This window comes from Thalassospira sp. CA1 (assembly GCF_059052855.1).
This window is the reverse complement of sequence record NZ_JBZCIA010000001.1, coordinates 389,880-411,984: the sequence shown is the minus strand read 5'-3', so window position 1 is coordinate 411,984 and position 22,105 is coordinate 389,880. Positions and strand designations below refer to the sequence as shown.

Annotated in this window: 17 protein-coding genes and 2 tRNA genes; 8 read left to right on the top strand and 11 right to left on the bottom strand. The window is 55.2% G+C overall.

Annotated elements, in window-relative coordinates:
- Positions 1-37: 37 nt before the first annotated feature.
- The gene (locus tag AC5Q5A_RS01950; protein ID WP_493894150.1) at positions 38-1,558 is read right to left on the bottom strand and encodes a hypothetical protein; all 1,521 of its coding nucleotides are present in this window, start codon (positions 1,556-1,558) and stop codon (positions 38-40) included.
- Between the two features lie 259 nt (positions 1,559-1,817).
- On the opposite strand from AC5Q5A_RS01950, the gene AC5Q5A_RS01945 reads away from it, so the two are divergent.
- Positions 1,818-2,537 carry a Bax inhibitor-1/YccA family protein gene (locus AC5Q5A_RS01945; RefSeq protein ID WP_008888536.1) on the top strand — a complete coding sequence of 240 codons (720 nt, stop codon included), beginning with the start codon at positions 1,818-1,820 and terminating at the stop codon, positions 2,535-2,537.
- Positions 2,538-2,620: 83 nt separating this feature from the next.
- Here the strand turns inward: AC5Q5A_RS01945 and AC5Q5A_RS01940 are convergent, their stop codons facing one another.
- From AC5Q5A_RS01940 to AC5Q5A_RS01915, 6 genes are all read right to left on the bottom strand, one after another.
- Positions 2,621-4,219 carry a hypothetical protein gene (locus AC5Q5A_RS01940; RefSeq protein WP_493894149.1) on the bottom strand — a complete coding sequence of 533 codons (1,599 nt, stop codon included), beginning with the start codon at positions 4,217-4,219 and terminating at the stop codon, positions 2,621-2,623.
- 191 nt (positions 4,220-4,410) lie between these two features.
- Positions 4,411-5,412 carry a zinc metalloprotease HtpX gene (htpX, locus tag AC5Q5A_RS01935; protein WP_493894148.1) on the bottom strand — a complete coding sequence of 334 codons (1,002 nt, stop codon included), beginning with the start codon at positions 5,410-5,412 and terminating at the stop codon, positions 4,411-4,413.
- 210 nt (positions 5,413-5,622) lie between these two features.
- Positions 5,623-8,802 carry an efflux RND transporter permease subunit gene (locus tag AC5Q5A_RS01930; RefSeq protein WP_493894147.1) on the bottom strand — a complete coding sequence of 1,060 codons (3,180 nt, stop codon included), beginning with the start codon at positions 8,800-8,802 and terminating at the stop codon, positions 5,623-5,625.
- Positions 8,803-8,840: 38 nt separating this feature from the next.
- Positions 8,841-10,016, bottom strand: a complete 1,176-nt coding sequence (locus AC5Q5A_RS01925) for an efflux RND transporter periplasmic adaptor subunit (RefSeq protein ID WP_493894146.1) — start codon at positions 10,014-10,016, stop codon at positions 8,841-8,843.
- Between the two features lie 135 nt (positions 10,017-10,151).
- The gene (locus AC5Q5A_RS01920; protein ID WP_008888541.1) at positions 10,152-10,790 is read right to left on the bottom strand and encodes a TetR/AcrR family transcriptional regulator; all 639 of its coding nucleotides are present in this window, start codon (positions 10,788-10,790) and stop codon (positions 10,152-10,154) included.
- 294 nt (positions 10,791-11,084) lie between these two features.
- Positions 11,085-15,920 (bottom strand): NAD-glutamate dehydrogenase, encoded by a 4,836-nt coding sequence (locus tag AC5Q5A_RS01915; RefSeq protein WP_493894145.1) that lies wholly within the window; start codon positions 15,918-15,920, stop codon positions 11,085-11,087.
- On the opposite strand from AC5Q5A_RS01915, the gene AC5Q5A_RS01910 reads away from it, so the two are divergent.
- Positions 15,858-15,998 (top strand): hypothetical protein, encoded by a 141-nt coding sequence (locus AC5Q5A_RS01910; RefSeq protein ID WP_493894422.1) that lies wholly within the window; start codon positions 15,858-15,860, stop codon positions 15,996-15,998. The genes AC5Q5A_RS01915 and AC5Q5A_RS01910 overlap by 63 nt on opposite strands.
- A gap of 291 nt (positions 15,999-16,289) precedes the next feature.
- Complete coding sequence (fabI, locus tag AC5Q5A_RS01905) at positions 16,290-17,048, top strand: enoyl-ACP reductase FabI (protein WP_493894144.1); 759 nt, start codon at positions 16,290-16,292, stop codon at positions 17,046-17,048.
- Positions 17,049-17,069: 21 nt separating this feature from the next.
- Here fabI and AC5Q5A_RS01900 read toward each other — a convergent pair whose 3' ends face one another.
- The 3 genes from AC5Q5A_RS01900 to AC5Q5A_RS01890 all read right to left on the bottom strand — a co-directional run bounded on the left by AC5Q5A_RS01900 (position 17,070) and on the right by AC5Q5A_RS01890 (position 18,008).
- Entirely contained in the window at positions 17,070-17,711 is a 642-nt protein-coding gene (locus tag AC5Q5A_RS01900) for a DUF488 domain-containing protein (RefSeq protein WP_493894143.1), read from the bottom strand.
- Between the two features lie 110 nt (positions 17,712-17,821).
- Positions 17,822-17,896, bottom strand: a tRNA-Gly gene (locus AC5Q5A_RS01895).
- A gap of 37 nt (positions 17,897-17,933) precedes the next feature.
- Positions 17,934-18,008 (bottom strand) — tRNA-Gly (locus AC5Q5A_RS01890).
- A gap of 218 nt (positions 18,009-18,226) precedes the next feature.
- Here AC5Q5A_RS01890 and AC5Q5A_RS01885 point away from each other — a divergent pair.
- From AC5Q5A_RS01885 to AC5Q5A_RS01865, 5 genes are all read left to right on the top strand, one after another.
- Positions 18,227-18,745, top strand: coding sequence for a prolyl-tRNA synthetase associated domain-containing protein (locus tag AC5Q5A_RS01885; protein ID WP_493894142.1), 519 nt, complete (start codon positions 18,227-18,229; stop codon positions 18,743-18,745).
- Between the two features lie 134 nt (positions 18,746-18,879).
- Complete coding sequence (trxA, locus tag AC5Q5A_RS01880; RefSeq protein ID WP_493894141.1) at positions 18,880-19,806, top strand: thioredoxin; 927 nt, start codon at positions 18,880-18,882, stop codon at positions 19,804-19,806.
- Positions 19,803-20,495: an LON peptidase substrate-binding domain-containing protein gene (locus AC5Q5A_RS01875; RefSeq protein WP_493894140.1), complete on the top strand. Its 693-nt coding sequence runs from the start codon at positions 19,803-19,805 to the stop codon at positions 20,493-20,495. Before trxA ends, AC5Q5A_RS01875 begins: the two co-directional genes overlap by 4 nt.
- A 47-nt stretch (positions 20,496-20,542) precedes the next feature.
- A complete protein-coding gene (locus AC5Q5A_RS01870; protein WP_008888548.1) occupies positions 20,543-20,731 on the top strand; it encodes a Trm112 family protein in 189 nt (62 codons plus the stop codon).
- A 20-nt stretch (positions 20,732-20,751) separates the two neighbouring features.
- Positions 20,752-21,138, top strand: coding sequence for a gamma-butyrobetaine hydroxylase family protein (locus tag AC5Q5A_RS01865; protein WP_493894139.1), 387 nt, complete (start codon positions 20,752-20,754; stop codon positions 21,136-21,138).
- Between the two features lie 107 nt (positions 21,139-21,245).
- Here AC5Q5A_RS01865 and AC5Q5A_RS01860 read toward each other — a convergent pair whose 3' ends face one another.
- Complete coding sequence (locus AC5Q5A_RS01860; protein WP_493894138.1) at positions 21,246-21,911, bottom strand: OmpW/AlkL family protein; 666 nt, start codon at positions 21,909-21,911, stop codon at positions 21,246-21,248.
- Positions 21,912-22,105: the final 194 nt, after the last annotated feature.

The window sequence follows — 22,105 nt, the reverse complement described above, 5'->3', positions numbered from 1 at the left end:
TTGGAAGGTCTGTCTGCGCGGCCCCGATGGCCGGTATTTAGCTGCCCGGATCAAGCAGGAAGGTGAAGTTGGCGTTCTGTCCGACATCGGTCGTTGCACGGGCATGACAGCCAAGGCAGGTGGCATCAGACTGATCCTGCATGAAGCTTTCAAGCGTGCTATTGGTCAGGAAGCGCGGCACTTCGCCAATACCGAACGGTTCACCACCGGGATTGCCGATCCATTGCGTGCCGAGCAGCATATAATTTGCAAGGACGCTGTCATTCAGTTTGTTCTGCCAGACAAAGTTGCTTTCAGCCGTGCCTGAAAACAACCGCCAGCACCGCACAATATCGGGCGGGGTCGGTTGATCCCCGGACGCAAGGCGGGCATAGGGCGGGTTGTCTGCCCATTTCAGAATCCCGGATATCGGTTGATTGGCCGGACTGCCCGCTGGCAGTTGTCCGCCGTAAAAGGCGAATTCCCCTTCGACCGCCTCGGGCACGAGACAGCCGTTTTCAAACGGTTGCTTGGTGATGATGCTGTTGGGGCGCCGGGCATTGGCGGCCAAGGGCACGTTGTCGATATGTTCGAAACTCGACCAGATCCAGCGATCCCCATTGCCGCTGGCGACCCGTTGGACAAGATGCATGCCCACCAGCCCGACCGTGACATCAAGACATTTCGCCCGGCCATCAATTGTCTGATTACCGGCAAGCGATATTCGCGCCGGGCGGGTGAAGTAACGATCCCGACTTGTCGCATCTGCAGTTGGCAGAATACGCCAGGAAAACTTCAGAAGCTGTGCCCCCATCGCCCCGGGGGCAGAGGCTGGAATGGCAGGGCTGGGCGGGTTTGCAGCATCATTGGCAGTCGCATCGGCGGACGCGAATTTTACCTTCGTTGCGACATCGGCCTGCAGATGGCCGGTGGGAAAATCGATGTTTTGCCCGGACGTGGCAAAGGCGGCACGCCCGGCTGGCGTTTGCAGGTTGTTTGCGATGATATAATCAGCGGCGACCGGATTAATGCGGGTTTCGAAAAGAACGAAATTTCCAGCCTGATCAATCAGAACATCACCGGTAGATTGCAGATAACTTGCCAGCAGCAAATGCCCGCCGGGAAGATCATCGGCACAGGACGGATTCGGATATGTCACCTCGGAAAACAGATCGCGCCGGGCCGGGAAGCTTTCCCATAAGGCTGCCTGATCGGAATGATCGAGTGGCGACATCAGCGATGTGAATGCCTGCCAGGAGAAACGGTCAAAGGGTCGCTGGGCGTGATAGGCAAGGAAACGATAAACGAAGCTGGCGTCAAATTCCGGCACATCGACCGGCGCGATAGCACACGGTCCCGTCTCACTGCCATCGGCACAGAATTCTGCATTGTCATAGGTGTCGGTAAAAACCGGAATATCGCCATCACCGGCCGCACGTTTCAGACTGGCATTTTGCGCATGGCCGACCGTCGCGGCAGTCATCATGCACACAATAACCAGGACCAGTTTTGCCACGGCATGCGCGAACACACTGACAGGAGTCAATGTGGGCATATCGAGTACAATGGAACGTGACATGATCCAGGGCCTGTGTAGGTTTCACGACGGTTTTGTTCGTCCCGTAAGTGCACCATCATAGACCTGTTTACAGAACGTGTCGCCAATATGCGATTTCACGATAGCGTCACATCCGGCGTGAACAAGTTCACATCTGACGGCGGCCCGGAGTTGCACAATCTGTCAAAACGTTGCTTTTCCCGGAAATCCTGCCATATTTTGATCATCGCAGAATTGTATACCTATGTTCTGCTCACAATTGGATCAAAGAGGGATTTCAATGGCTTTTGAAACGCGTCAACGCGGCTATGACGTCTCGGTTGGCCGGTCGGCGGCCGAGATCGATGAAGGTCTCCGCGCCTATATGCTGCGTGTCTATAACTACATGGCATCCGCACTTGCCCTGACCGGTATCGTGGCAATGGCTGTGTCGACCAGCCCGACCCTGATGCAGGCTATTTTCGGCACCGGACTGCACTGGATTGTCATGCTGGCCCCGATCGGGCTTGTGTTCTTCCTGAGCGCGCGCATCCACAAGATGAGCTTTGGTGCCGCACAGGCGACATTCTGGATCTACGCCGCAATGATGGGTCTGTCCCTTGCGTCGATCTTCCTGGTTTATACCGGTGAGTCGATCGCGCGCACGTTCTTCATCACCGCGGGTACCTTTGGTGCGATGAGCCTGTTTGGCTATACCACCAAGAAAGACCTTTCGGGCTGGGGCAGCTTCCTGTTCATGGGCCTGATCGGTATCATCATCGCAATGGTGGTGAACATCTTCCTTGCCAGCACGATGCTGCAGTTCGTCATTTCGGCGGCTGGTGTTCTGATCTTCACGGGCCTTACCGCCTATGACACCCAGCGCATCAAGGAAGAATATCACGAGCATGACGATGCAACGACCGCAGGCAAAAAAGCCCTGTTCGGTGCGCTGCGTCTGTACCTTGATTTCGTGAACCTGTTCATCATGCTGCTGCACTTCTTTGGCAATCGCGAATAGAAGTTACCCGGCAGTCGCAGTCAAAACCCCCGCAGCATCCGCTGCGGGGGTTTCTTTTTGTCTTGTCTTTGCTCAGGATGGGCTCAGGACGCGTTTGCCGTGTCTTTGCCAAGACCACCGGTTGCATCCATAAGCGTCTTGCGATGTCCAAGCTGCGACAGGAAGTTTTCCGAGCGGGTAAAGCCACCCGAAGCAGCACGCGCAGCCCCCTTTGCACCGGCTTCGTTAAATGCCTCATAGGCCTGTGAATAGCTCATCCGGGCGTGGGTGAGCATTTCGATATCCTTGTGCAGATTGCCGTTGGTCAGATAGACGGTGGCAAGCGCGAACATGATCCGCCCCCAGATATAGGGATGATCCCGCCGTGTGCAGACCTTAAGGGCTGCCTGAAAAACCGGGACAACTTGCGTATCGGGGATGGTCACATCGCGAATGGTGGCAGACGATACAATCGCATCCGCCAGACCATAGGCGATCAACGCATAAAGCGGTCCGTGAACGCGTGGATTGATCATGCCAAGCGCCCGGCGGTAATGCGCGGCACCCTTGTCAACGATCTTGGCATCTTCCTTGTCCTTGCCGGTCAGGACCATGGCCTCGCCAAGCTTGCAGATCGAAAGGGCACGATCCACCGGCGAGCCCATCGAAAGTTCGATCCTGCGTTCCAGCATGCGCCAGATCGCAATCGACAATTCACCAGAGCGCGCCTTGAGGTTTGCAATCAGTGACCAGTTCACAAGCGATCCATAAAGGGCGAGTGCGGCCGTGGTGCGGGGATCGACCTTGGAAAAATCCGTGACGCGATCAAGCAATTCCGAAAGCTGGCTGGTTGGCGCGGCCGGATCATTTTCCGCCAGAGCTTCGCCCTTGAGACCGGTTGGCGCGGCGGTTTTCCCGGTGGCGGCCACTGGTTTTTCGGCAATATCTGCCACCATCTGGCGGATATAGGGTTCCATGACACGAAGCGCACTTGCGCAATAGGAACGATCACCGGTTTCCGACAGGACGAACGCCCCGAACCCATAGGCCAGCGCCGCACCGGCACCAGCGTGCGAAAAGACTTCACCGCCCAGAACGCGGTCCTGAAGGTCTTCCATGATCGCCGCCAGACGCGCAATCTGAAGGGCACGCTGTTCGCCGCCCCGGGATGTCAGGACAAGCTGCGCATTAAGAAGAACCCGCAATGCCTCGGCAACATCGGAGTGGGTCGGCTGACGGAAGATATAGGTCTGGGGCAGCATCAGGTCATAAAGCGACGATGTCAGGGCATCGCTGACCAGATAGAGGTTCAAATACCCGGTGCTGGCATCCTGACGCCCCCAGAAGACCGTATCGGCATCCTTGCGGTGCGCCATATTAAGAACGCTTAGCTGCGCTTCGCGTATGGCCTGAAACGGATCGGCGGCATCGGGATTTGGTGAAAAGAACTGATCAATCCGAATCCCTTCGCTTTCGGGGACGGACGAGACAGCGGCTGCCACGATATCTGAAATATCATCAACGGAACTTGCACCGATATGGGCGTTGGTATCGGCAGGCGTGAAGCGGGCGATGGCATATCGGCACAGGACATCATCTGTCGCCAGAATATCTCTGGCAGCACCCCCCGTATCATCGACAGTATCGGCACCTGTGATCAAGGATTTGAACACAAGGCCAACCATTGACCAGAAACCAGCCATTCTTGTCCTTATCTGTTCCCTGCTTCTCGGAGCCTGAACAGCAGGGATCTCAAGACTTTAGTAGGGACATTTTCGTCCTACAAATCAGGTTGGTCAATGGCGTGGGTTGTCATTTCACTCATACCGAAGAATAGGGTACACGATCCCAAAAAGGGTGAAAAGACATCCAACAAAACAGTGTTTTACCGGGTTCAGGACTCCCAGGGCCGTTTGCGCTGTCGCGATGCGTTGGGCGTTGAAGAAGCGGGTTTTGATGAATTTCGCCCCCAAGGGCCGCGCGGCGGGGCCGCCTTGGCAACACCGGCCCCCTGCCCTGCCGGACGGCCCGGTGCATTGCTTGCAGACGTGCCTGACATTTCCGTCAGGCGCGCAATGCGGTTGGCCATGTTGGGGTGGGTTGAAAACAGGTTATCAACACCTTTGCCCGACAGCGGATTGGCAATGTACATGTGGGCCATCGCCGGGTTACGTTCGGCGTCCATGTTCGGGATTGCGTGAACACCCTTATCGAGTTTGTTCAATGCACCGGCCAGCCACATCGGATGGCCGCAGATCTCGGCCCCGATCTTGTCGGCTTCATATTCACGGGTGCGCGAAATTGCCATTTGCACGATCATCGCCCCCAAGGGTGCGAGAATGGCAATCAGGATCATACCGATCCCGCCCAGCGGGTTGTTGTTGTCGCGATTGCCGCCAAACATGCCGGCAAACATTGCGAAGTTGGCGAGTGCGGAAATCGCCCCGGCGATGGTCGCGGTGATGGTCATGGTCAGGGTATCGCGGTTTTTGACATGGGCCAGTTCATGGGCCATGACGCCAGCGATTTCGTTGCGATCAAGCAGTTTGAGCAACCCTGTGGTCGCCGCCACCGCCGCGTTTTCCGGGTTACGGCCCGTGGCAAAGGCATTGGGCTGCGGGTTTTCAATCACATAGACCTTGGGCATGGGCAGGTCGGCATTTCGCGCAAGGTCACGCACCATCGCCACCAGTTCGGGTGCTGTTGTGTCATCGACCTGCCGGGCACTGCGCATACGCAGCAGCATCGCGTCCGAATTCCAATAGGCGAACACATTCATGGCGGCTGCAAACAGCAGCGCGATAATCATGCCCTGTTGGCCGCCAATCATCATGCCGACCGCGCCAAACAGCGCCGTCAATCCGGCCAGCAACAAACCTGTACGCACATAGTTCATGGTCGAAAACCCTTATCGACAAACATTCCGACCGAAAGATAAGGCGAAGTCCGGCCAAGGCAAGGGCCATCGAACCAGACTGAGATATGGCTCACATCAGAAAAACCAAAACGGGGCCGACTTGCATCGGCCCCGTTCGGGAATTTAAAACAGCCGGACCGGCGGGGTCGGGGGAAAAAGACGGTCCGGCTGTTTATGCAACGATATCGGTCACTCCGCAGGCTGATGTGTCTCAGCCTCATCAAGTGAACGAACATCGTTACGCCGGCCAATCATGCGTACAAGAACATAAAAGACCGGGGTCAGGATCAGGCCAAATATCGTCACGCCCAGCATGCCCGAGAACACGGCAATACCAATCGCGTGGCGCATCTCGGCACCGGCACCACTGGACAGTACCAGCGGGACGACACCCATGATGAAGGCCAGAGAGGTCATCAGGATGGGGCGCAGACGAAGGCGGCTGGCCTCGATCGCGGCCTGAACGGTGCTGCGGCCCTGATGTTCAAGTTCGCGGGCGAACTCGACAATCAGGATGGCGTTCTTTGATGCCAGTCCGGCCAGCACAAACAGGCTGATCTGGGTGAAGATGTTATTGTCACCCCCGAACAGATAGACACCAAAGATGGCAGACAGGATGCTCATCGGGACGATCAGGATCACCGCCAATGGCATGGTCAGGCTTTCATATTGTGCTGCCAGCACCAGGAACACGAGCAGGATACAGATCGGGAAGACAAAGATCGCTGTATTGCCCGCCAGGATCTGCTGATAGGTCAGCTCCGTCCATTCATAAGATATGCCCGGCGGCAAGGTTTCATCAAGGATCTTGGTGATCGCCGCCTGTGCATCGCCACTGGAATATCCAGGTGCCGCGTTGCCATTCAGATCGGCAGAACGGAACGCGTTATAACGCATTGCCGTGTCCGGCCCGAATGTTTCGGAGACTGACAGCACAGAACCAAGCGGCACCATATCGCCGTCTGCGTTGCGCGTTTGCAGGCGCAGGATGTCATCGGGGCTTGAACGGTATGGCTTGTCTGCCTGTGCAATCACCTGATAGGTGCGGCCAAAGGCGTTGAAGTCATTAACATACATAGACCCCAGATAGACCTGCATGGTCCGGAAGATCTCATCAACCGGGATGCCAAGCTGCTGGACCTTGGTACGGTCAAGCGTTGCCTGAAGCTGCGGCACGTTGATGTTGTAGCTTGAAAACACACCGGTCAGTTCCGGTGCAGCCCATGCCTTGGCAAGGACCTGTTTCATCGCATCATCAAGCGCACGATAGCCCTGATCGGAACGATCCTGTACTTGCAGCTTGAAGCCACCGACTGTGCCAAGCCCCTGCACCGGCGGTGCCGGGAAGATGGCGACAAAGGCCTCGTCAATCGCGCCAAATTTCTGCTGGAGCTTGCCAGCGATGGCAAGACCCGACAGATCATCGCTTTTGCGTTCGGCAAAATCCGTCAGCGTGACAAAGACGATGCCCGCACTTGAGCTGTTCACAAAACCGTTGATCGAAAGCCCCGGGAAGGCCACAGCACTTTCAACACCGGGTTCGCGAAGCGCGATGTCAGACATTTCACGAATGACGTCTTCGGTCCGGTCCAGCGTCGCGCCCTGCGGAAGTTGGGCGAAGCTGACAAGATACTGCTTGTCCTGAAGCGGCACGAAGCCTGTCGGCAGGATCTGGAAGCCCTGATAGGTCAATGCCAGAAGACCGACATAAAGCACCATCATGATGGCCTTCACGCCCAGCAGACGCTTCACACCACCGGCGTAAAGATCGGTGCTGCGGTTAAAGAACCGGTTGAAGGCACGGAAGAACCAGCCAAAGACAAAGTCCATCCCGCGTGTCAGCCAATCTTTTGGTGCGTCGTGACTGCGCAAAAGAACGGCTGACAAGGCCGGGCTCAGCGTCAGTGAGTTGACGGTGGAAATGATCGTGGCAATGGCGATGGTCAGGGCAAATTGCTGATAGAACTGGCCGGTCAGGCCGGAAATAAAGGCAATCGGCACAAACACACCGGTGATGACAAGCGAGGTCGCAATGATGGGCCCGGTCACTTCGCGCATGGCAGCAACCGTTGCATCGCGCGGCGAAAGACCACGTTCGATGTTACGTTCAACGTTTTCGACGACAACAATCGCGTCATCGACCACTATCCCGATGGCCAGGATCAAGCCAAACAGCGACAGGACGTTGATCGAAAAGCCCATCAAAAGCATCAGCGCAAAGGTACCGATGATCGATACCGGCACGGCCAGCAACGGAATGATCGAGGCACGCCATGTCTGCAAGAACACTGTCACCACGACAACCACAAGGGCGACCGCCTCAAGCAATGTCATGATGACCGACTTGATCGAACCACGGACAAACACGGTCGGGTCATAGACAATCGAGTAATCCAGATCGTCCGGGAAGTTCTGTTTGAGTTCTTCCATGGTGGCGCGGACGTTGCTTGAAATATCAAGTGCGTTCGAGCCCGGCGATGCAAAGATCGGGATTGCCACCGCCGGCTTGTTATCAAGCAGGGAGCGCAGGGCATATTGCTGGGCTTCCATTTCGATGCGTGCAACATCGCCCAAACGCGTAATTGTGCCGTCAGTTTCGCGTTTGATGATGATGTTTTCGAACTCTTCCGGGCTTTCCAGACGACCGCTGATATTGATCGGCAACTGGAACTGCACGCCAGTGTCATAGGGTGCACCACCAATGATGCCGGCTGCCACCTGAACGTTCTGGCTTTGGATGGCCGAAACCACCTCGCCCGCGGTCAGGTTGCGTTCGGCAACCTTGTCCGGATTGAGCCAGACACGCATGGCATAGTCGCCCGAACCAAACAGCCCGACCTGCCCGACACCGGTGATACGCGCCAGACGGTCACGCACATTCAGCGTCGCGTAGTTCCGCAAATATAGCATGTCATAACGTTCATTGGGCGAACGCAAATGCACAACCATGGTCAGATCAGGTGACTGCTTTGACACGGTCACGCCAAGCTGGCGCACAACATCCGGCAGGCGTGGTTCGGCCTGCGAAACACGGTTCTGGACCTTTTGCTGGGCCAGATCCGGGTCGGTTCCGATTTCAAACGTCACCGTCAGCGACAGATTGCCGTCGGTGGTTGCCAGCGAGTTGATATAAAGCATCCCCTCAACCCCGTTGATCTGTTCTTCAAGCGGGGAGGCAACGGTTTCGGAAATCTCGGCCGGGTTTGCACCGGGGAATTTGGCTTCGACCACAACGGTTGGCGGCACGACTTCCGGATATTCGGAAATCGGCAAACGCCACATCGCAATCAGGCCCGCCAACAAGATCAGGACGGACAGGACGCCGGCAAAGATCGGGCGATCCACAAAAAAGCGGGAGAGATTCTGCATGTTTTTCAGCCTTGCTTTAAAGCGCAGTCACACATCGATTACGATGCGGAGGCCTGCAGAATTTCCGGCGCGACAGGCATACCCGGCCGAACCTTCATGATGCCATTGACGATCACGAGATCACCTTCGTTCAGACCCGACGTCACAATGCGCATGCCATTGATCTCAGACCCCAGCGTTACCTGACGATAGGCAACCGTATTGTCGGGTTCGACAACATAGACAAACTTGCGGTCCTGATCGGTGCTGACAGCTTCTGGCGAGACCATGATGACGTTGCTTTTGGCCAATGTGCCGACCTCGAGGCTGGCAAAGGTGCCGGGCAGAAGACTACCATCAAGGTTATCAAACAGCGCACGGGTCCGGATGGTGCCGGTCCGCGGATCAATGCGGTTGTCAAAGCTGTGCACGTGACCAGACACATGACGACCATTCGAAAGCGTCATATTGACCGGAATGGTTTGGGCGGCAGCGTCGACTTTGCCGCTGTCGCCAAGACTTGCAAAGAAGGTCTGCTCATCCAGGTCGAAGTCGGCATAGATTTTACCGGTGGAGACAATCGTGGTCAGGACCGGGGCATTGGGGCCGGCATTGACCTGGTTGCCGACGGTCAGTTCAACCCGGCTGACACGGCCATTGATCGGTGCTTTGACATAGGCGTGATCAAGCTGGATTTCCGCCAGTTCAAGTTTCGCCCTGGCGCGGCTGACGTCACTTTGGGCAACCTGATGGGTGCTGAGACGTTCGTCATAGACGCGTTTGGAAACCGTGCCGTTGGAAACGAGTTTCTCGGCGCGTTCCTTTTCCTTTTTCGCCAGCGACAGGTTCTGCTGGGCAGCGGCCAGTTCGGCGCGGGCTTCCTCGACCGCGGCCTGATAGCTGCGTGGGTCAATCACGGCAAGGATATCGCCCTCGTTGACCAATTCACCGTCTTCAAAAAGGATTTCGACAATCGCACCACTGACCTGCGGGCGCAGTTGCACTTCCTCGACCGCACTCAGACGGCCGGAAAAGTTGCTCCAGAGGCGGACAGATTGAGTTTTGACACCCGATACGGTGACCGGGGTTGCCGGAGGAGCTGCTTGTTCGGTTTGAACCGCGACCTCATCAGCGGCGGATCCGGTGATATGCAGACCATATCCACCGGCGGCAGCAACCAGCGCCAAGGCGGCAGCTGGCAGCAAAATTTTGCGTTTTGATCGAGACTGCATCATTCCATCTTCCAAATAGGTTACGCCGCGCACAGGCAGCACGTTTGGAAGAAAAATGGATACCGATCGGTATGTTTGCAAGTGAATTTAGAGAAAAAAGTGAACTATTTTCTCTGGACAACGAAATTTACAGGGGATTTAGGCGGCTGTTTCCGCGTCTACATCCCTGTATTTGCATTGCAAATTAAGGATTCGGCAGATGCCGTTGCGAATGTCAGACCGAACGGTATCAAGATCGTTGAAAACCTGGCCATAGGTCAGCAAACCGTGAACATACTGGAAAATCAATCGCGCCAAAGTTGTGGCGTCGCCATCTTCACCCAGCATGCCCTCGCCTTTCAGGCCGCGCACCATGGACGCCAGATATTTGATCTGCTCTTCGGCAAGTTCGCGTGAACAGGCCTGGATCGGCTCATCTTCCGGGCCGACCTGGCCACCGGCGGTAAAGATCGGGCAAACACAGACTTCGTTTTCCCCAGGGACGGCATAGCGTTCCTGCTTGTTGCAAATGAGTTCGATATAGCTGTTAAGCTGCTCAAGCGGCGGGACATCCGGGGAAAAGATGGCGCGAAGCTCGTCCTTGCCCTTTTCCCAGTGATGGCGGGCGGCTGCGGCAAACAGCTCTGCCTTGCTGTCAAAGTGATGATAGAACGCACCCTTTGTTACCCCGGCATGCTTGCATACATCACTGACGCCAACGTCGTGGTAACTGCGTGTTGCCAATAGCTCCATCGCCGTTTCAAGCAGCTTGATCCGGGTTTCTGTGGCGTTCCTCATAACATTAACCTGTTTTGTTTATATGCCTCAGATATACATACCGGTTGGTATTTTTCAAGGAATACACCGGCAATATTTTGATCCCATCATATAATAATGGCAGCAGAATGACAGGATTTCCCATTGATTTCCGTGATCTAACGCAAATCACGCTGCATCGCCTTTTTTACCAATAGGCGGTATGTTTTCTCAATGACGCGCATGAGTAAAGGCTATTGATTGAAAATAAAAGAAGGGCGCCCGTTACAGGCGCCCTTCCAGTTTTTAAAACAAGGTCTCCCGACCTTTCAGACATCAGGCCCCGATCAGGGCCCGGATCTGGCGGTTGGCCACCGTGATCATGGCAAGATCGATCTGACCGGCCGAACGCAGTTCATTGATCAGATCATCACAGCGCGCACAGCCACGCTGACGATCTTGCACCCAGATATCGACAAGGTCGGAGCCGGACGAGCCTTTTTTGCCCGCAGCCAGAACCGAACGGGTCAGTTCGCGCTGATGCCCGAACAGATCGTCGATTACTGCCGCACGTGCCAGTTTCTGCCAATGGGTATCGGCTTCGATCGACTCGGCAGCTGAGCGCATCAGGCCCAACTGGAAACGTGCCCCGACTGCGAAATAGGTGGCCGACACTTCGATCACATCGCGACCGGTTGCCTCGGCGATCCGAACCACGTCACAGATCGCCACCAACTGGGTCGCAGAGGCCACACGCCAAGCGAGGTCTTCGGGGACACCCTGTGCAACCAGTGACTTTGCCTTCTGCGACAAAGCGGTGCGTGCCGCGGCATCTTCGGGCACGATTTCATCAAAGCTTTCGATCACCTTGGAAACCGCAGGACGGAACATCTCGATCTTTTCACCGACATTAAGCTCCTCGCAATTGCGCAGGAACCACTGGGTAACATCGTTCACCATGCGATTGATTTCGCGGAACATGCTGGTCTGCAATTTCGCCAGCACGACGTTATCAAGCGCTTCGATGCCTTCCCACATTTCGCGCAGTCCAAAGACAGACCGCGTGATCAGATAACCGCGCGACACGTCAACTGCCGACATGCCGGTGGCTTCCATCATGTCATGAACGAACGTGCCACCGACCCGGTTGACCAGACTGTTGGTCGCAACGGTCGCAATGATTTCGCGTCTCAAGCGGTGGTTTGAAATCGCGTTTGCGTATTTCTTGCGAAGCGGTGTCGGGAAGTAGCGCACCAGTTCCTCGACCAGAACCGGATCATCGGGCAGGTCGGATTCAAGGATTTCGTCATAAAGCCACAGCTTTGCATAAGGCATCAAAACCGAGACTTCCGGGCGGGTCAGGCCTTCATGCGCGTTAGCACGACGGCTGAGTTCCTCGTCATCGGGAAGGTATTCAATCTCGCGGTTCAGGCGCCCTTCGCGTTCGAGCATGCGGATCAAACGGACCTGTGCATCGAGGATATCGGCCTTTTCGGCATCGGCATTCGAGATGGCCTGGCTTTGCAAATAGTTGTCGCGCAGCACCAGTTCGCCGACCTCGTCGGTCATGTCGACAAGCAGCTTGTTGCGTTGCTTTTCGGTCATATCGCCAGCCGCAACCACTTCGCCCACGAGGATCTTGATATTGACCTCGTGGTCGGAGCAGTTGACACCCGCCGCGTTATCAATCGCATCGGTATTCAGGCGGCCACCGGCATGGGCGTATTCGATACGGCCCCGCTGGGTCGCACCAAGGTTTGCCCCCTCGCCAATGACCTTTGCATGGACTTCGCGACCATTGATGCGGATGGCATCGTTGGCACGGTCGCCGGCATCGGCGTTGGTTTCAAGACTGGACTTGATATAGGTCCCGATCCCGCCAAACCACAAAAGTTCGACATCGGATTTCAGGATGGCCTTCATCATATCAGCCGGAGTGACCTTGCCGCTATCCAGTCCGAGGACTTTGCGGACTTCAGGTGACGGATCGAGGGTCTTGGCCTTGCGATCAAAGATGTCGCCACCCTTGGAAAGGACCTTTTTGTCATAGTCGGTCCAGCTTGAACGCGGCATTTCAAACAGGCGTTTGCGCTCAGCAAAGCTTTTGGCCGGGTCCGGGTCAGGATCGACAAAAATGTGCATGTGGTTAAACGCCGCAACGAGCTTGATCTGCTCTGACAGCAGCATGCCATTGCCAAACACGTCACCCGACATATCGCCGACACCGGCCACGGTAAACGGCGTGGTCTGGATATTCTTGCCCATTTCGCGGAAGTGGCGTTTGACCGACTCCCACGCACCACGGGCGGTAATGCCCATTTTCTTGTGGTCATAGCCCTGTGAGCCGCCCGATGCGAATGCATCGTCAAGCCAGAAGCCATAATCACGGGCGACGCCATTGGCGATGTCCGAGAAGGTCGCCGTGCCCTTGTCAGCCGCAACAACCAGATAGGGATCATCGTCATCGAGACGCACAACGCGTTTTGGCGGCACGATTTCACCGGCAACGATATTGTCGGTAATGTCGAGCATCCCGCTCATCAGCGTTTTGTAGCAGGCAATGCCTTCCTCAAGGAACGCTTCACGCGTGCCATCGACCGGTGGACGTTTGACGACAAAACCGCCCTTGGAGCCGACCGGGACGATGACCGCATTCTTGACCATCTGGGCTTTGACCAGACCGAGGATTTCGGTACGGAAATCTTCCTGACGGTCTGACCAGCGAATACCACCACGGGCCACCGGACCACCGCGCAGATGGACGGCCTCAACCCGTGGGGAATAGACAAAGATTTCACGCCACGGACGCGGCAGTGGCAAATCTTCGATGACGGCCGAATTGAACTTAACCGACAGATAGGATTTCGGATTTCCATCCGCATCGTGCTGGAAGAAGTTGGTGCGAAGGGTTGACTGCACCAGATTGAGGAAGGCGCGCAAGATGCGGTCTTCATCCGGGTTCATCACGTCTTCGAGGCGGCTGATGATGTCAGCCTCAATCGCTGCGACCTCGTCGCCCTTGGCCGGATCGCGATCCGGATCAAAGCGCGCAATAAACAGTGACACCAGGGCGGACGCCAGCGCCGGATTGTTGGCGAGCGTCTTGGCCATATAAGCCTGCGAGAAAGCCGATCCAGTCTGGCGGGTATAACGCGCATAGGCACGCAGGATCACCACTTCGCGCCAGTTCAGATTGCCCAGCAGCACAAGGCGGTTAAACGCATCGTTTTCAACCTCGCCATGCCAGATGCGGACAAACAGTTCCTGGAACTTGTTGCGCACATCATGGAGGCTGAACTCGCCATCGACCTCGACCCCGAAATCATGAATGCGAACATCAATCCCGACATCACGCGGACTGACCGTGAAGGGATTTTCGGTAATGACCTTGAGCCCCATGTTTTCCAGCATGGGCAGGACATCCGAAAGCGGCACTGGCGCACCGGGATTGTAGATCTTGAAGCGCAGCTCATTCTCGGCAGCTTCGATCGGACGATAAAGATTTACCCGCAGGTCATTGGCATTAATGACCTCCTCGATGCGTTCGATATCAAGCTCTGCACTTTCGACCGTGAAGCGTTCACGATATTCCGTCGAGAAGCTTTCGCCATAGCGACGATGCAGTGCCAGACCGCGTTCCTCACCCAGTTCACGTACAAGGATCTGACGCAGGGTATCGGACCAGTCACGGGCCACCTCGACCAGTTGGCGTTCGATATCGGCCACACTGTATTCGGGAAGCTCGCCGGGGTTGGTTTTGACCAACAGGTGCAAACGCGCAAGCGGGCTGTCGCCGATCAGGGTGTAGTGCGCCGTGACTTTACCATCGAAGGCGTTTTCAATCACGGTCTGGAACTTCAGGCGCAGCTTGGTGGTAAAGCGATCGCGCGGGCAGAACAGCTGACAGGAGACGAACCGTTCAAACGCATCGCGGCGCACGAACAACGCAATGCGTTGACGTTCCTGCAGATGCAGGATGCCCATGCAGGTGTGATAGAGATCGTCCAGATCGACCTGGAACAGCTCGTCACGCGGATAGGTTTCCAGAATGTTGACCAGCGCCTTGCCATCGTGACTTGCTGGCGGGAAACCGGCACGTTTGACGGTTTCGGCAAGCTTCATGCGCAGAAGCGGGATCAGGCGCGGGGACAGGTTATAGGCGACCGAAGTAAACAGGCCGACAAACAGGTGCTGACCAACGACCTTGCCCTTGGCATCGAACTGTTTGACGACAATCGTATCAAGATGCACAGGACGGTGAACCGTCGACTGCTTATTGGCCTTGGTCACCATCAGCAGGTTCGGCTTGGCGACGAAATCCTGCACCTCGGCTGAAAGGTTGCCAATCTGGCGCAACTCATCAAAGACGTGGGTTCCTTCGCGCGACAGAATGCCGAGCTGATTTTTGACCTCGACATCCACCGGACCCTTTTTGCCAGCATTTTTAAAGCTGTATTCCCGGTAACCCAGGAAGGTGAAGTGGTCATTGTGCAGCCATCCAAGGAAGTCCTGCACCTCGCGGCGGTCCTCGTCTGGCGCGCCTGCCTTGACATCGCCAATCTCATCAAGAACTTCGGTGACCTTTTTAAGCATCGGCTGCCAGTCGCGCACAGCAAGCGCGACGTCGGTCAGACTGTTTTCAAGTGCTTCATGGACCTTGGCCAGAACGTCCTTGTCGGTCTGCTCGTCGATTTCGACATGCATGACCGATTCACGCGGATCGTTGGTTTCTTCAACGCTGGCAACGCTTTGCAATTCACCCTTGTCATCACGGGCAATGCGCATGATCGGGTGGATGACAAGATGAACGGTCAGATCAAGCTCATGCAGGGCGGCTGTCACCGAGTCCACCAGGAACGGCATATCGGTATTGTTAATTTCGATCACCGTGTGATCAGACGTCCAGCCATGTTCTTCGAGATCAGGGTTATAGACCCGGATTTTGGCCGTATCGGCCGAGGGGCGCTTTTGCGCGAATTTGTAAAGTGTAAGTGCCGCGCCATAAAGCGAGTCGACCGAGCGACCCGCCATGTCGTCAGGCGGAACATCCTTATAAAAAAGGCGAACGAATGCTTCTGCACCCTTCGCCGTTTCACCAGACATTCGTTGATGGATCTTTTCGACAACCTTGTCGATGACTTCCCGCTTTGGGTCGCCGTTTCGGGCTTTCATGACCAATTTCCCTTTTTCCCGGCCCTGTTTACCAGAACCGAAACACCGATCTTTGCGACCGGTGTCACACACCACTGATTTGTCTCGTTATTTGGGAAGGAAAGCAGGAATTTCCACCATAGACCCACCTGGAAATCCCCTGTGTCCCTTCACGCTTACACATAACGGATCATCTGCCTAAAAACTATGCTTCTGCACAAAAAAAATTCATTTAACCAATAAGCTAGCCTTTGGTTGCCGGATCGTCGGTAGACATGAACTGTCACAGAATTTTGCACTTTTTTGCGACGCAAAACCCGCTACACTTTGAAATGCGCCCCGATTTGAGAATTTCTTCGCACTCGCACATGATCCGAAAGGAACCACGGCATGCTTGAAGGCAAAAAAGGGCTAATCGTCGGAATTGCCAATGAAATGTCCATCGCCTGGGGCTGTGCGCGCGTTTTCAAGCGCGAAGGTGCCGACATCGCGGTGACCTATTTGAACGACAAGGCCAAACGCTTTGTCGAACCATTGGCCAACCAAATCAATGCCCCGATCTTCGTACCACTTGATGTCCGCAATGAGGCACAGGCAGACGCGCTGTTCGCCGAAATCGAACAGAAGTGGGGAAAACTTGATTTCGTGCTGCATTCAATCGCCTTTGCCCCGGCAGATGACCTGCACGGTCGGGTAACCGATTGTTCTCGCGACGGTTTTCTGGCGGCGATGGATATATCGTGCCATTCGTTTGCGAGGCTCGCCAAACGGGCAGAGCCATTGATGAGCGATGGCGGCGCGCTTTTGACCGTGACCTATATGGGATCGGAGCGCGTGATTGATCATTACGGGGTCATGGGGCCGGTCAAGGCAGCCCTTGAAAGCACGACTCGCTATATGGCGGCCGAACTGGGCCCGAAAGGCATTCGCTGCCATGCAATTTCACCCGGGCCGCTTTTAACCCGCGCGGCTTCCGGGATTGCCGAATTTCAACACCTGATGGACCAGGCTACAGACCGCGCGCCGTCCCGTCGCCTGGTGACAATTGATGAAATCGGAGAATTGGCGGCGTTTCTGGCCAGTGACCGGGCAAAATCGCTGACCGGTGATGTGGTGCATATTGATGGTGGCTATAACATCATGGGCTGAGCCGCCAGCTAGCGTCGTCGGTTAGCGTCGCTTGATCGCGTCCTCGGCCTTGGGGGCGACGCGCTTGATCTGGCGCGCCAATGCAAGTTTGGCTTCTGCATCCGGGTCGGGTGCGACAGCGGCAAACAAATCGGGGACATCCCCACCATTGATTGCGATCATGCGGGCATCGGTTTCCGCCTGACTTTCGACCCGGCCATCGACCAGATGGCAAAGATCAAACCTGGCTTGCTTCAGGGCAGGCGCAATCAGAAGCGTGCGATGACAGTCCAGCGGGTCCTTTTCGGCACACATCAGACAGATGCGATATTTTTCCGCCCCAGAAACCAGCCGTTCGATCCCCGATTTGAAATCAGGCCGATCTGCCATCAGGCCATAATCAAGCTGGCCATCAGGGTAAAGTTCCGGAACTTGCGGTTTTCCGCCCATCACATCGCCCATGAACACATAGGCAATACCGTTTTCGCGAAGGAACGGCCCGAAGCTGTCAGAGTCGAATGCTGTCCAATAACTTGATCGTTTGAAGGTCCGAATATCGGCGACCGCCGTGATGCCGTGGGCCTTGAAAAGCGCAAGCAGGCTTTCACGGTCATGGCCCGCATAGCCGACTGTGTAGATCATGCGCCCTGATGACGTGGATTTTGCATTCTTCGGATCAGACATCACAGAATCACACGACAATTCGCATTTGCTTGCAAGCGCGAAACGGCCAAATGCATCGGCTCAAACGCAAAAAGACCGCCCCGAAGGACGGCCTTTGAAAACTTTCATCATGGAGCGGGCGAAGAGATTCGAACTCTCGACCCTAACCTTGGCAAGGTTATGCTCTACCCCTGAGCTACGCCCGCATCATCATGAAAGCGATGCTATGTGAAACCGGTCTGATGGAGCGGGCGAAGAGATTCGAACTCTCGACCCTAACCTTGGCAAGGTTATGCTCTACCCCTGAGCTACGCCCGCGTTCATCAGATTGTTTCTGCCCCTGTGGAGCGGCGCGGATAATAGCCCAACAAAGAGCGATTGCAACCCTTTTTTCTTTGAAATCGCGACATCAGGAATTTTGGCGGTTTTCCTTGACTTTAAGCGTCCCAATTGTCGAAATCCGACCCGATTTATGCAAATTTGCGTCCGGTTTTGAACTTGGTTATCTTTTGGCGCACAGCCACAAGGGAAAGAGCATGAGTGATCCATCAACCCCGCTTTTCGATCATCTGGCCAAATTGGGTATCGAAACGAAAACACATGAACACGAACCGTTGTTTACGGTTGAGGATTCGCAGGCACTGCGTGGGGACCTGGCGGGGCTTCATTCCAAGAACCTGTTTGTCAAAGACAAGAAGGGCGCATTGTGGCTGGTGGTTGCCGAGGAAGAGACCGAAATCCGCATGAACCACCTGCACAAGCGGCTGGGATGCGCGCGCCTGTCGTTTGGCAAGCCGGAGCTTCTGATCGAAACACTTGGCATAAAGCCGGGGTCCGTCACCCCCTTTGCATTGCTCAATGATCGGGACCGCAAGGTCAACTTGGCCCTTGATGCCAAGCTTGCCAACGGGGATCTGTTGAACTTTCACCCCTTGCGAAATGACCGCACCACGACAATTTCCTCGGCAGACCTGTTAACCTTCATCGGCTCACTTGGTTATGAGGCGATGATCATTGATTTTGATGCCGAACCCGCCGCGGCTGATGATAAATGAACCACGGACATCTGAGGTAAGCCCTTAAATCTTCTTATATTCAAGTATAAGTGACACGCAATATCACATAGCTGCCTCTTGTCGTCCGGGCATGGCGGTATCATCTAGAATTCAGAATTAGCGAGTGAACAATAATGTCGATCATTCTTGATGCGAATGCGCCGGATGGCGCCACCACCCATAATCAGGATTCTGACCTGATCAAGGACAGCAGTGTCGAAACCTTCGTCCAGGACGTTATCGAACCGTCGATGGAAGTGCCGGTGGTTGTCGACTTCTGGGCGCCATGGTGCGGACCGTGCAAAAGCCTGACGCCGGTGATCGAAAAAGTCACCCGTGAGGCTGGCGGGCGCGTGAAACTGGTCAAGGTCAATATCGACGAGAACCAGGAACTGGCGATGCAGCTTCGCATTCAGTCGGTACCGACGGTGTATGCCTTCAAGGGCGGCCGCCCGGTCGATGGTTTTCAGGGTGCGCAGCCCGAAAGCGAAGTGCGCGCGTTCTATGAAAAACTCGCCGGTGGTCCGATTGAAAGCCCGATCGAGGGACTGCTTGAACAGGCGAGTGCCGCACTTGCCGAGGAAAACTTTGAAGCAGCCCATGGTCTTTATGTCAGCGTGCTTGAACGCGAACAAGACAACGAAACCGCAATTGGCGGCATGATCCGTTGTATGGTGGGCATGGATGAAGTTGAAGAAGCCCGCCACTTCGTTGAGAACATGTCTGATGTTGATCGCCTGAAGGCACCGATTGCAGCTGCGATCAGCGCGCTTGAACTGGCCGAGACCGGGGTTTCGGGTGAAGACCTTGAAGCCGCACGCGCCAAGGCAGAAGCCAACCCGAACGACCCGCAGGCGCTGTATGATTACGGCATGGCCTGTTTTGCCAAGAACAAGCGTGAAGAAGCGGTCAATGCCATGATCACCATCATTCGCACCAACCGCGAATGGAACGAGGACGCGGGACGCACCCAGCTCCTGAAGTTTTTTGAAGCCTGGGGTCCGATGGACCCTGCCAGCGTCGCCGGACGCCGTGCATTATCGACGGTATTGTTCTCATGAGCATATACGGCCCCTTTGATCCTGAACTTTCGGACCTTCCGGAAACCATGCCGGTGTTCCCGCTAAGCGGTGCACTTTTGTTGCCGCGCGGGCATTTGCCGCTCAATATCTTTGAGCCGCGCTACATGAATATGATCACGGATGCGCTTGGACAGGACCGGATGATCGGGATGATTCAACCCCGACCGGATCAGCGTAACGCCTATTTCATGGACCCGGATCGCCCGGAGATCTTTTCGACAGGATGTGCGGGCCGCATTACCGCCTTTAGCGAAACCGACGATGGACGTTTTCTAATCACCCTGACGGGCGTATGCAGATTTACCGTGATCGAGGAATTGCCCGAAAATTCCGGTGGATATCGCCGGGTACGCGGCGATTTCGCGCCGTGGAAGAAGGATCTGACCACACCCAAGGAAGACGATACGCCGATCAATCGTGATCGCCTGCGTATGGCGCTTGACGCCTATTTCGCGCAACATTCGCTGCAATCATGCTGGGACACACTGGCTGACAGCGATGATGAAATGCTGATCACCACCATTTCCATGGGCTGTCGCCTCAGTCCGCTTGAAAAACAGGCTTTGCTCGAATGCACAACGCTGTATGATCGCGGCGATATGCTTACCTCGTTGCTTGAAATGGCGGTCCATGCCGATCCCAAGCACGCACACAGCAATGCCAACTGAACGTACTTGCCGCCGCACACGGCAAATCCAACCCGAAGGCTGAATTGATGACCGCGACCCATAGCCCGGTAGACCCGAAACTTCTTGAAATCCTTGTCTGTCCGGTGACCAAACAGGCGTTGGAATATGATCGTGAAAATAACGAGCTGATCAGTCCGAAGGCCGGTCTTGCCTATCCGATCCGCGACGGCATTCCGATCATGCTGCCCGACGAAGCTCGTGCCATCGAAGACTAAGGCAAAGGTTGCCTTCCACCATGCCCAGCGACGGTTTTACGCCTGCTTTCACCCCGGTTGAAATCAACTATCTGCGTGATGAACGCATTCTGGAAATCATCTGGGATGACGGTGTTCAAACGCGTCTTGGCGCCGAGTTGCTTCGGGTGGAAAGCCCGTCCGCCGAAGTTCAAGGCCATCATCCGTCAGAAAAGAAGATCATCGCCGGCCGCCGGCATGTCGGCATCATCGATATTGTGCCGGTCGGGAACTATGCCGTGCGTATTACCTTCGACGACTTGCATGATAGCGGCCTGTTTAGCTGGCAATATTTGCGTGAATTGCACGACAATCAGGACAAACTCTGGAACGACTATCTCGCCGCCCTCAAAGCACGTGGCCTGTCACGCGATCCCGCCAAGCGCTAACGCCCCCCTTCTTCCTAAAAGTCCCAAAACAAAAACGGCCCTGCCAAAGACAGGACCGTTTTTAGTATTTTGCTGTCCAGGGAGGTTATCCTCGAACGCACGCCTTATTAGAAGCGATAACCAATACCGACACCGAATAACCACGGATCAAGGTCTGCATCAGCTTTGTGAGTGTTGCCGCCTACATTCGTTGTGATATCGGTATTCAGGAAGATTTTCTTGACGTCGACGTTCAACGACCAAGGACCCGAAATCGCATAGTCGAAGCCAGCTTGGAACGCATAGCCAAAGCCATCATCATAGCTGATCGACTGCGCATCGCCTCGTTTTTCGTCGTAGAAGAAGGTGTAGTTTATGCCAGCACCGACGTAAGGACTCCAACGGCTATCGGGCATAAAGTGATACTGCGCCGTCAGAGTCGGTGGGAGCAGACGGACACTGCCCAAGTTAACATCCGCAGAACCGGTGTTCCAGCTGACATCATGCTTCGATGTGCCTGCAATCAATTCAAGTGCGATGTTATCAGTAATGAAGTAGGAGAAATCGAGCTCAGGAATAACATCGTCATCAACACTACCACTACCAGACAGCGTATTACTCCTGACATCTTCGTCAGGAACCACGCCAAGAACACGTGCACGAATGACGATGTCGCCAGCCTGTTTGGTTTTGAATTCGGCGGTCTGTGCGGAAGCCGGATTGGCAGCAACAAACGAAGCGGCCATCATGCCACCCAACAATGCGGCACCAAGGAGTTTGGATTTGAATGACATTATCTGTCCCCTGTTAGTTTGATCAACTCGACGGGGACATTGCGCTTTTCTGTTTGCTGACTTGTTGACACAAATCAACAATCACTCACAAAAAACGACATGTTTTTGAATGGTTTTAAATGACCTTTGATCACCTATCGCCATTTTTCGACCGGAATCCCTGGCAACAGTTCCCGGTTGCGGCAAAAGGCGAT

What these genes read in the sequence shown, in the direction of transcription:
- AC5Q5A_RS01950 (WP_493894150.1), bottom strand. Translation starts at nt 1,558, where the DNA reads ATGTCACGTTCCATTGTACTCGATATGCCCACATTGACTCCTGTCAGT.
- AC5Q5A_RS01945 (WP_008888536.1), top strand. Translation starts at nt 1,818, where the DNA reads ATGGCTTTTGAAACGCGTCAACGCGGCTATGACGTCTCGGTTGGCCGG.
- AC5Q5A_RS01940 (WP_493894149.1), bottom strand. Translation starts at nt 4,219, where the DNA reads ATGGCTGGTTTCTGGTCAATGGTTGGCCTTGTGTTCAAATCCTTGATC.
- htpX (WP_493894148.1), bottom strand. Translation starts at nt 5,412, where the DNA reads ATGAACTATGTGCGTACAGGTTTGTTGCTGGCCGGATTGACGGCGCTG.
- AC5Q5A_RS01930 (WP_493894147.1), bottom strand. Translation starts at nt 8,802, where the DNA reads ATGCAGAATCTCTCCCGCTTTTTTGTGGATCGCCCGATCTTTGCCGGC.
- AC5Q5A_RS01925 (WP_493894146.1), bottom strand. Translation starts at nt 10,016, where the DNA reads ATGATGCAGTCTCGATCAAAACGCAAAATTTTGCTGCCAGCTGCCGCC.
- AC5Q5A_RS01920 (WP_008888541.1), bottom strand. Translation starts at nt 10,790, where the DNA reads ATGAGGAACGCCACAGAAACCCGGATCAAGCTGCTTGAAACGGCGATG.
- AC5Q5A_RS01910 (WP_493894422.1), top strand. Translation starts at nt 15,858, where the DNA reads ATGGATCTTTTCGACAACCTTGTCGATGACTTCCCGCTTTGGGTCGCC.
- AC5Q5A_RS01915 (WP_493894145.1), bottom strand. Translation starts at nt 15,920, where the DNA reads ATGAAAGCCCGAAACGGCGACCCAAAGCGGGAAGTCATCGACAAGGTT.
- fabI (WP_493894144.1), top strand. Translation starts at nt 16,290, where the DNA reads ATGCTTGAAGGCAAAAAAGGGCTAATCGTCGGAATTGCCAATGAAATG.
- AC5Q5A_RS01900 (WP_493894143.1), bottom strand. Translation starts at nt 17,711, where the DNA reads ATGTCTGATCCGAAGAATGCAAAATCCACGTCATCAGGGCGCATGATC.
- AC5Q5A_RS01885 (WP_493894142.1), top strand. Translation starts at nt 18,227, where the DNA reads ATGAGTGATCCATCAACCCCGCTTTTCGATCATCTGGCCAAATTGGGT.
- trxA (WP_493894141.1), top strand. Translation starts at nt 18,880, where the DNA reads ATGTCGATCATTCTTGATGCGAATGCGCCGGATGGCGCCACCACCCAT.
- AC5Q5A_RS01875 (WP_493894140.1), top strand. Translation starts at nt 19,803, where the DNA reads ATGAGCATATACGGCCCCTTTGATCCTGAACTTTCGGACCTTCCGGAA.
- AC5Q5A_RS01870 (WP_008888548.1), top strand. Translation starts at nt 20,543, where the DNA reads ATGACCGCGACCCATAGCCCGGTAGACCCGAAACTTCTTGAAATCCTT.
- AC5Q5A_RS01865 (WP_493894139.1), top strand. Translation starts at nt 20,752, where the DNA reads ATGCCCAGCGACGGTTTTACGCCTGCTTTCACCCCGGTTGAAATCAAC.
- AC5Q5A_RS01860 (WP_493894138.1), bottom strand. Translation starts at nt 21,911, where the DNA reads ATGTCATTCAAATCCAAACTCCTTGGTGCCGCATTGTTGGGTGGCATG.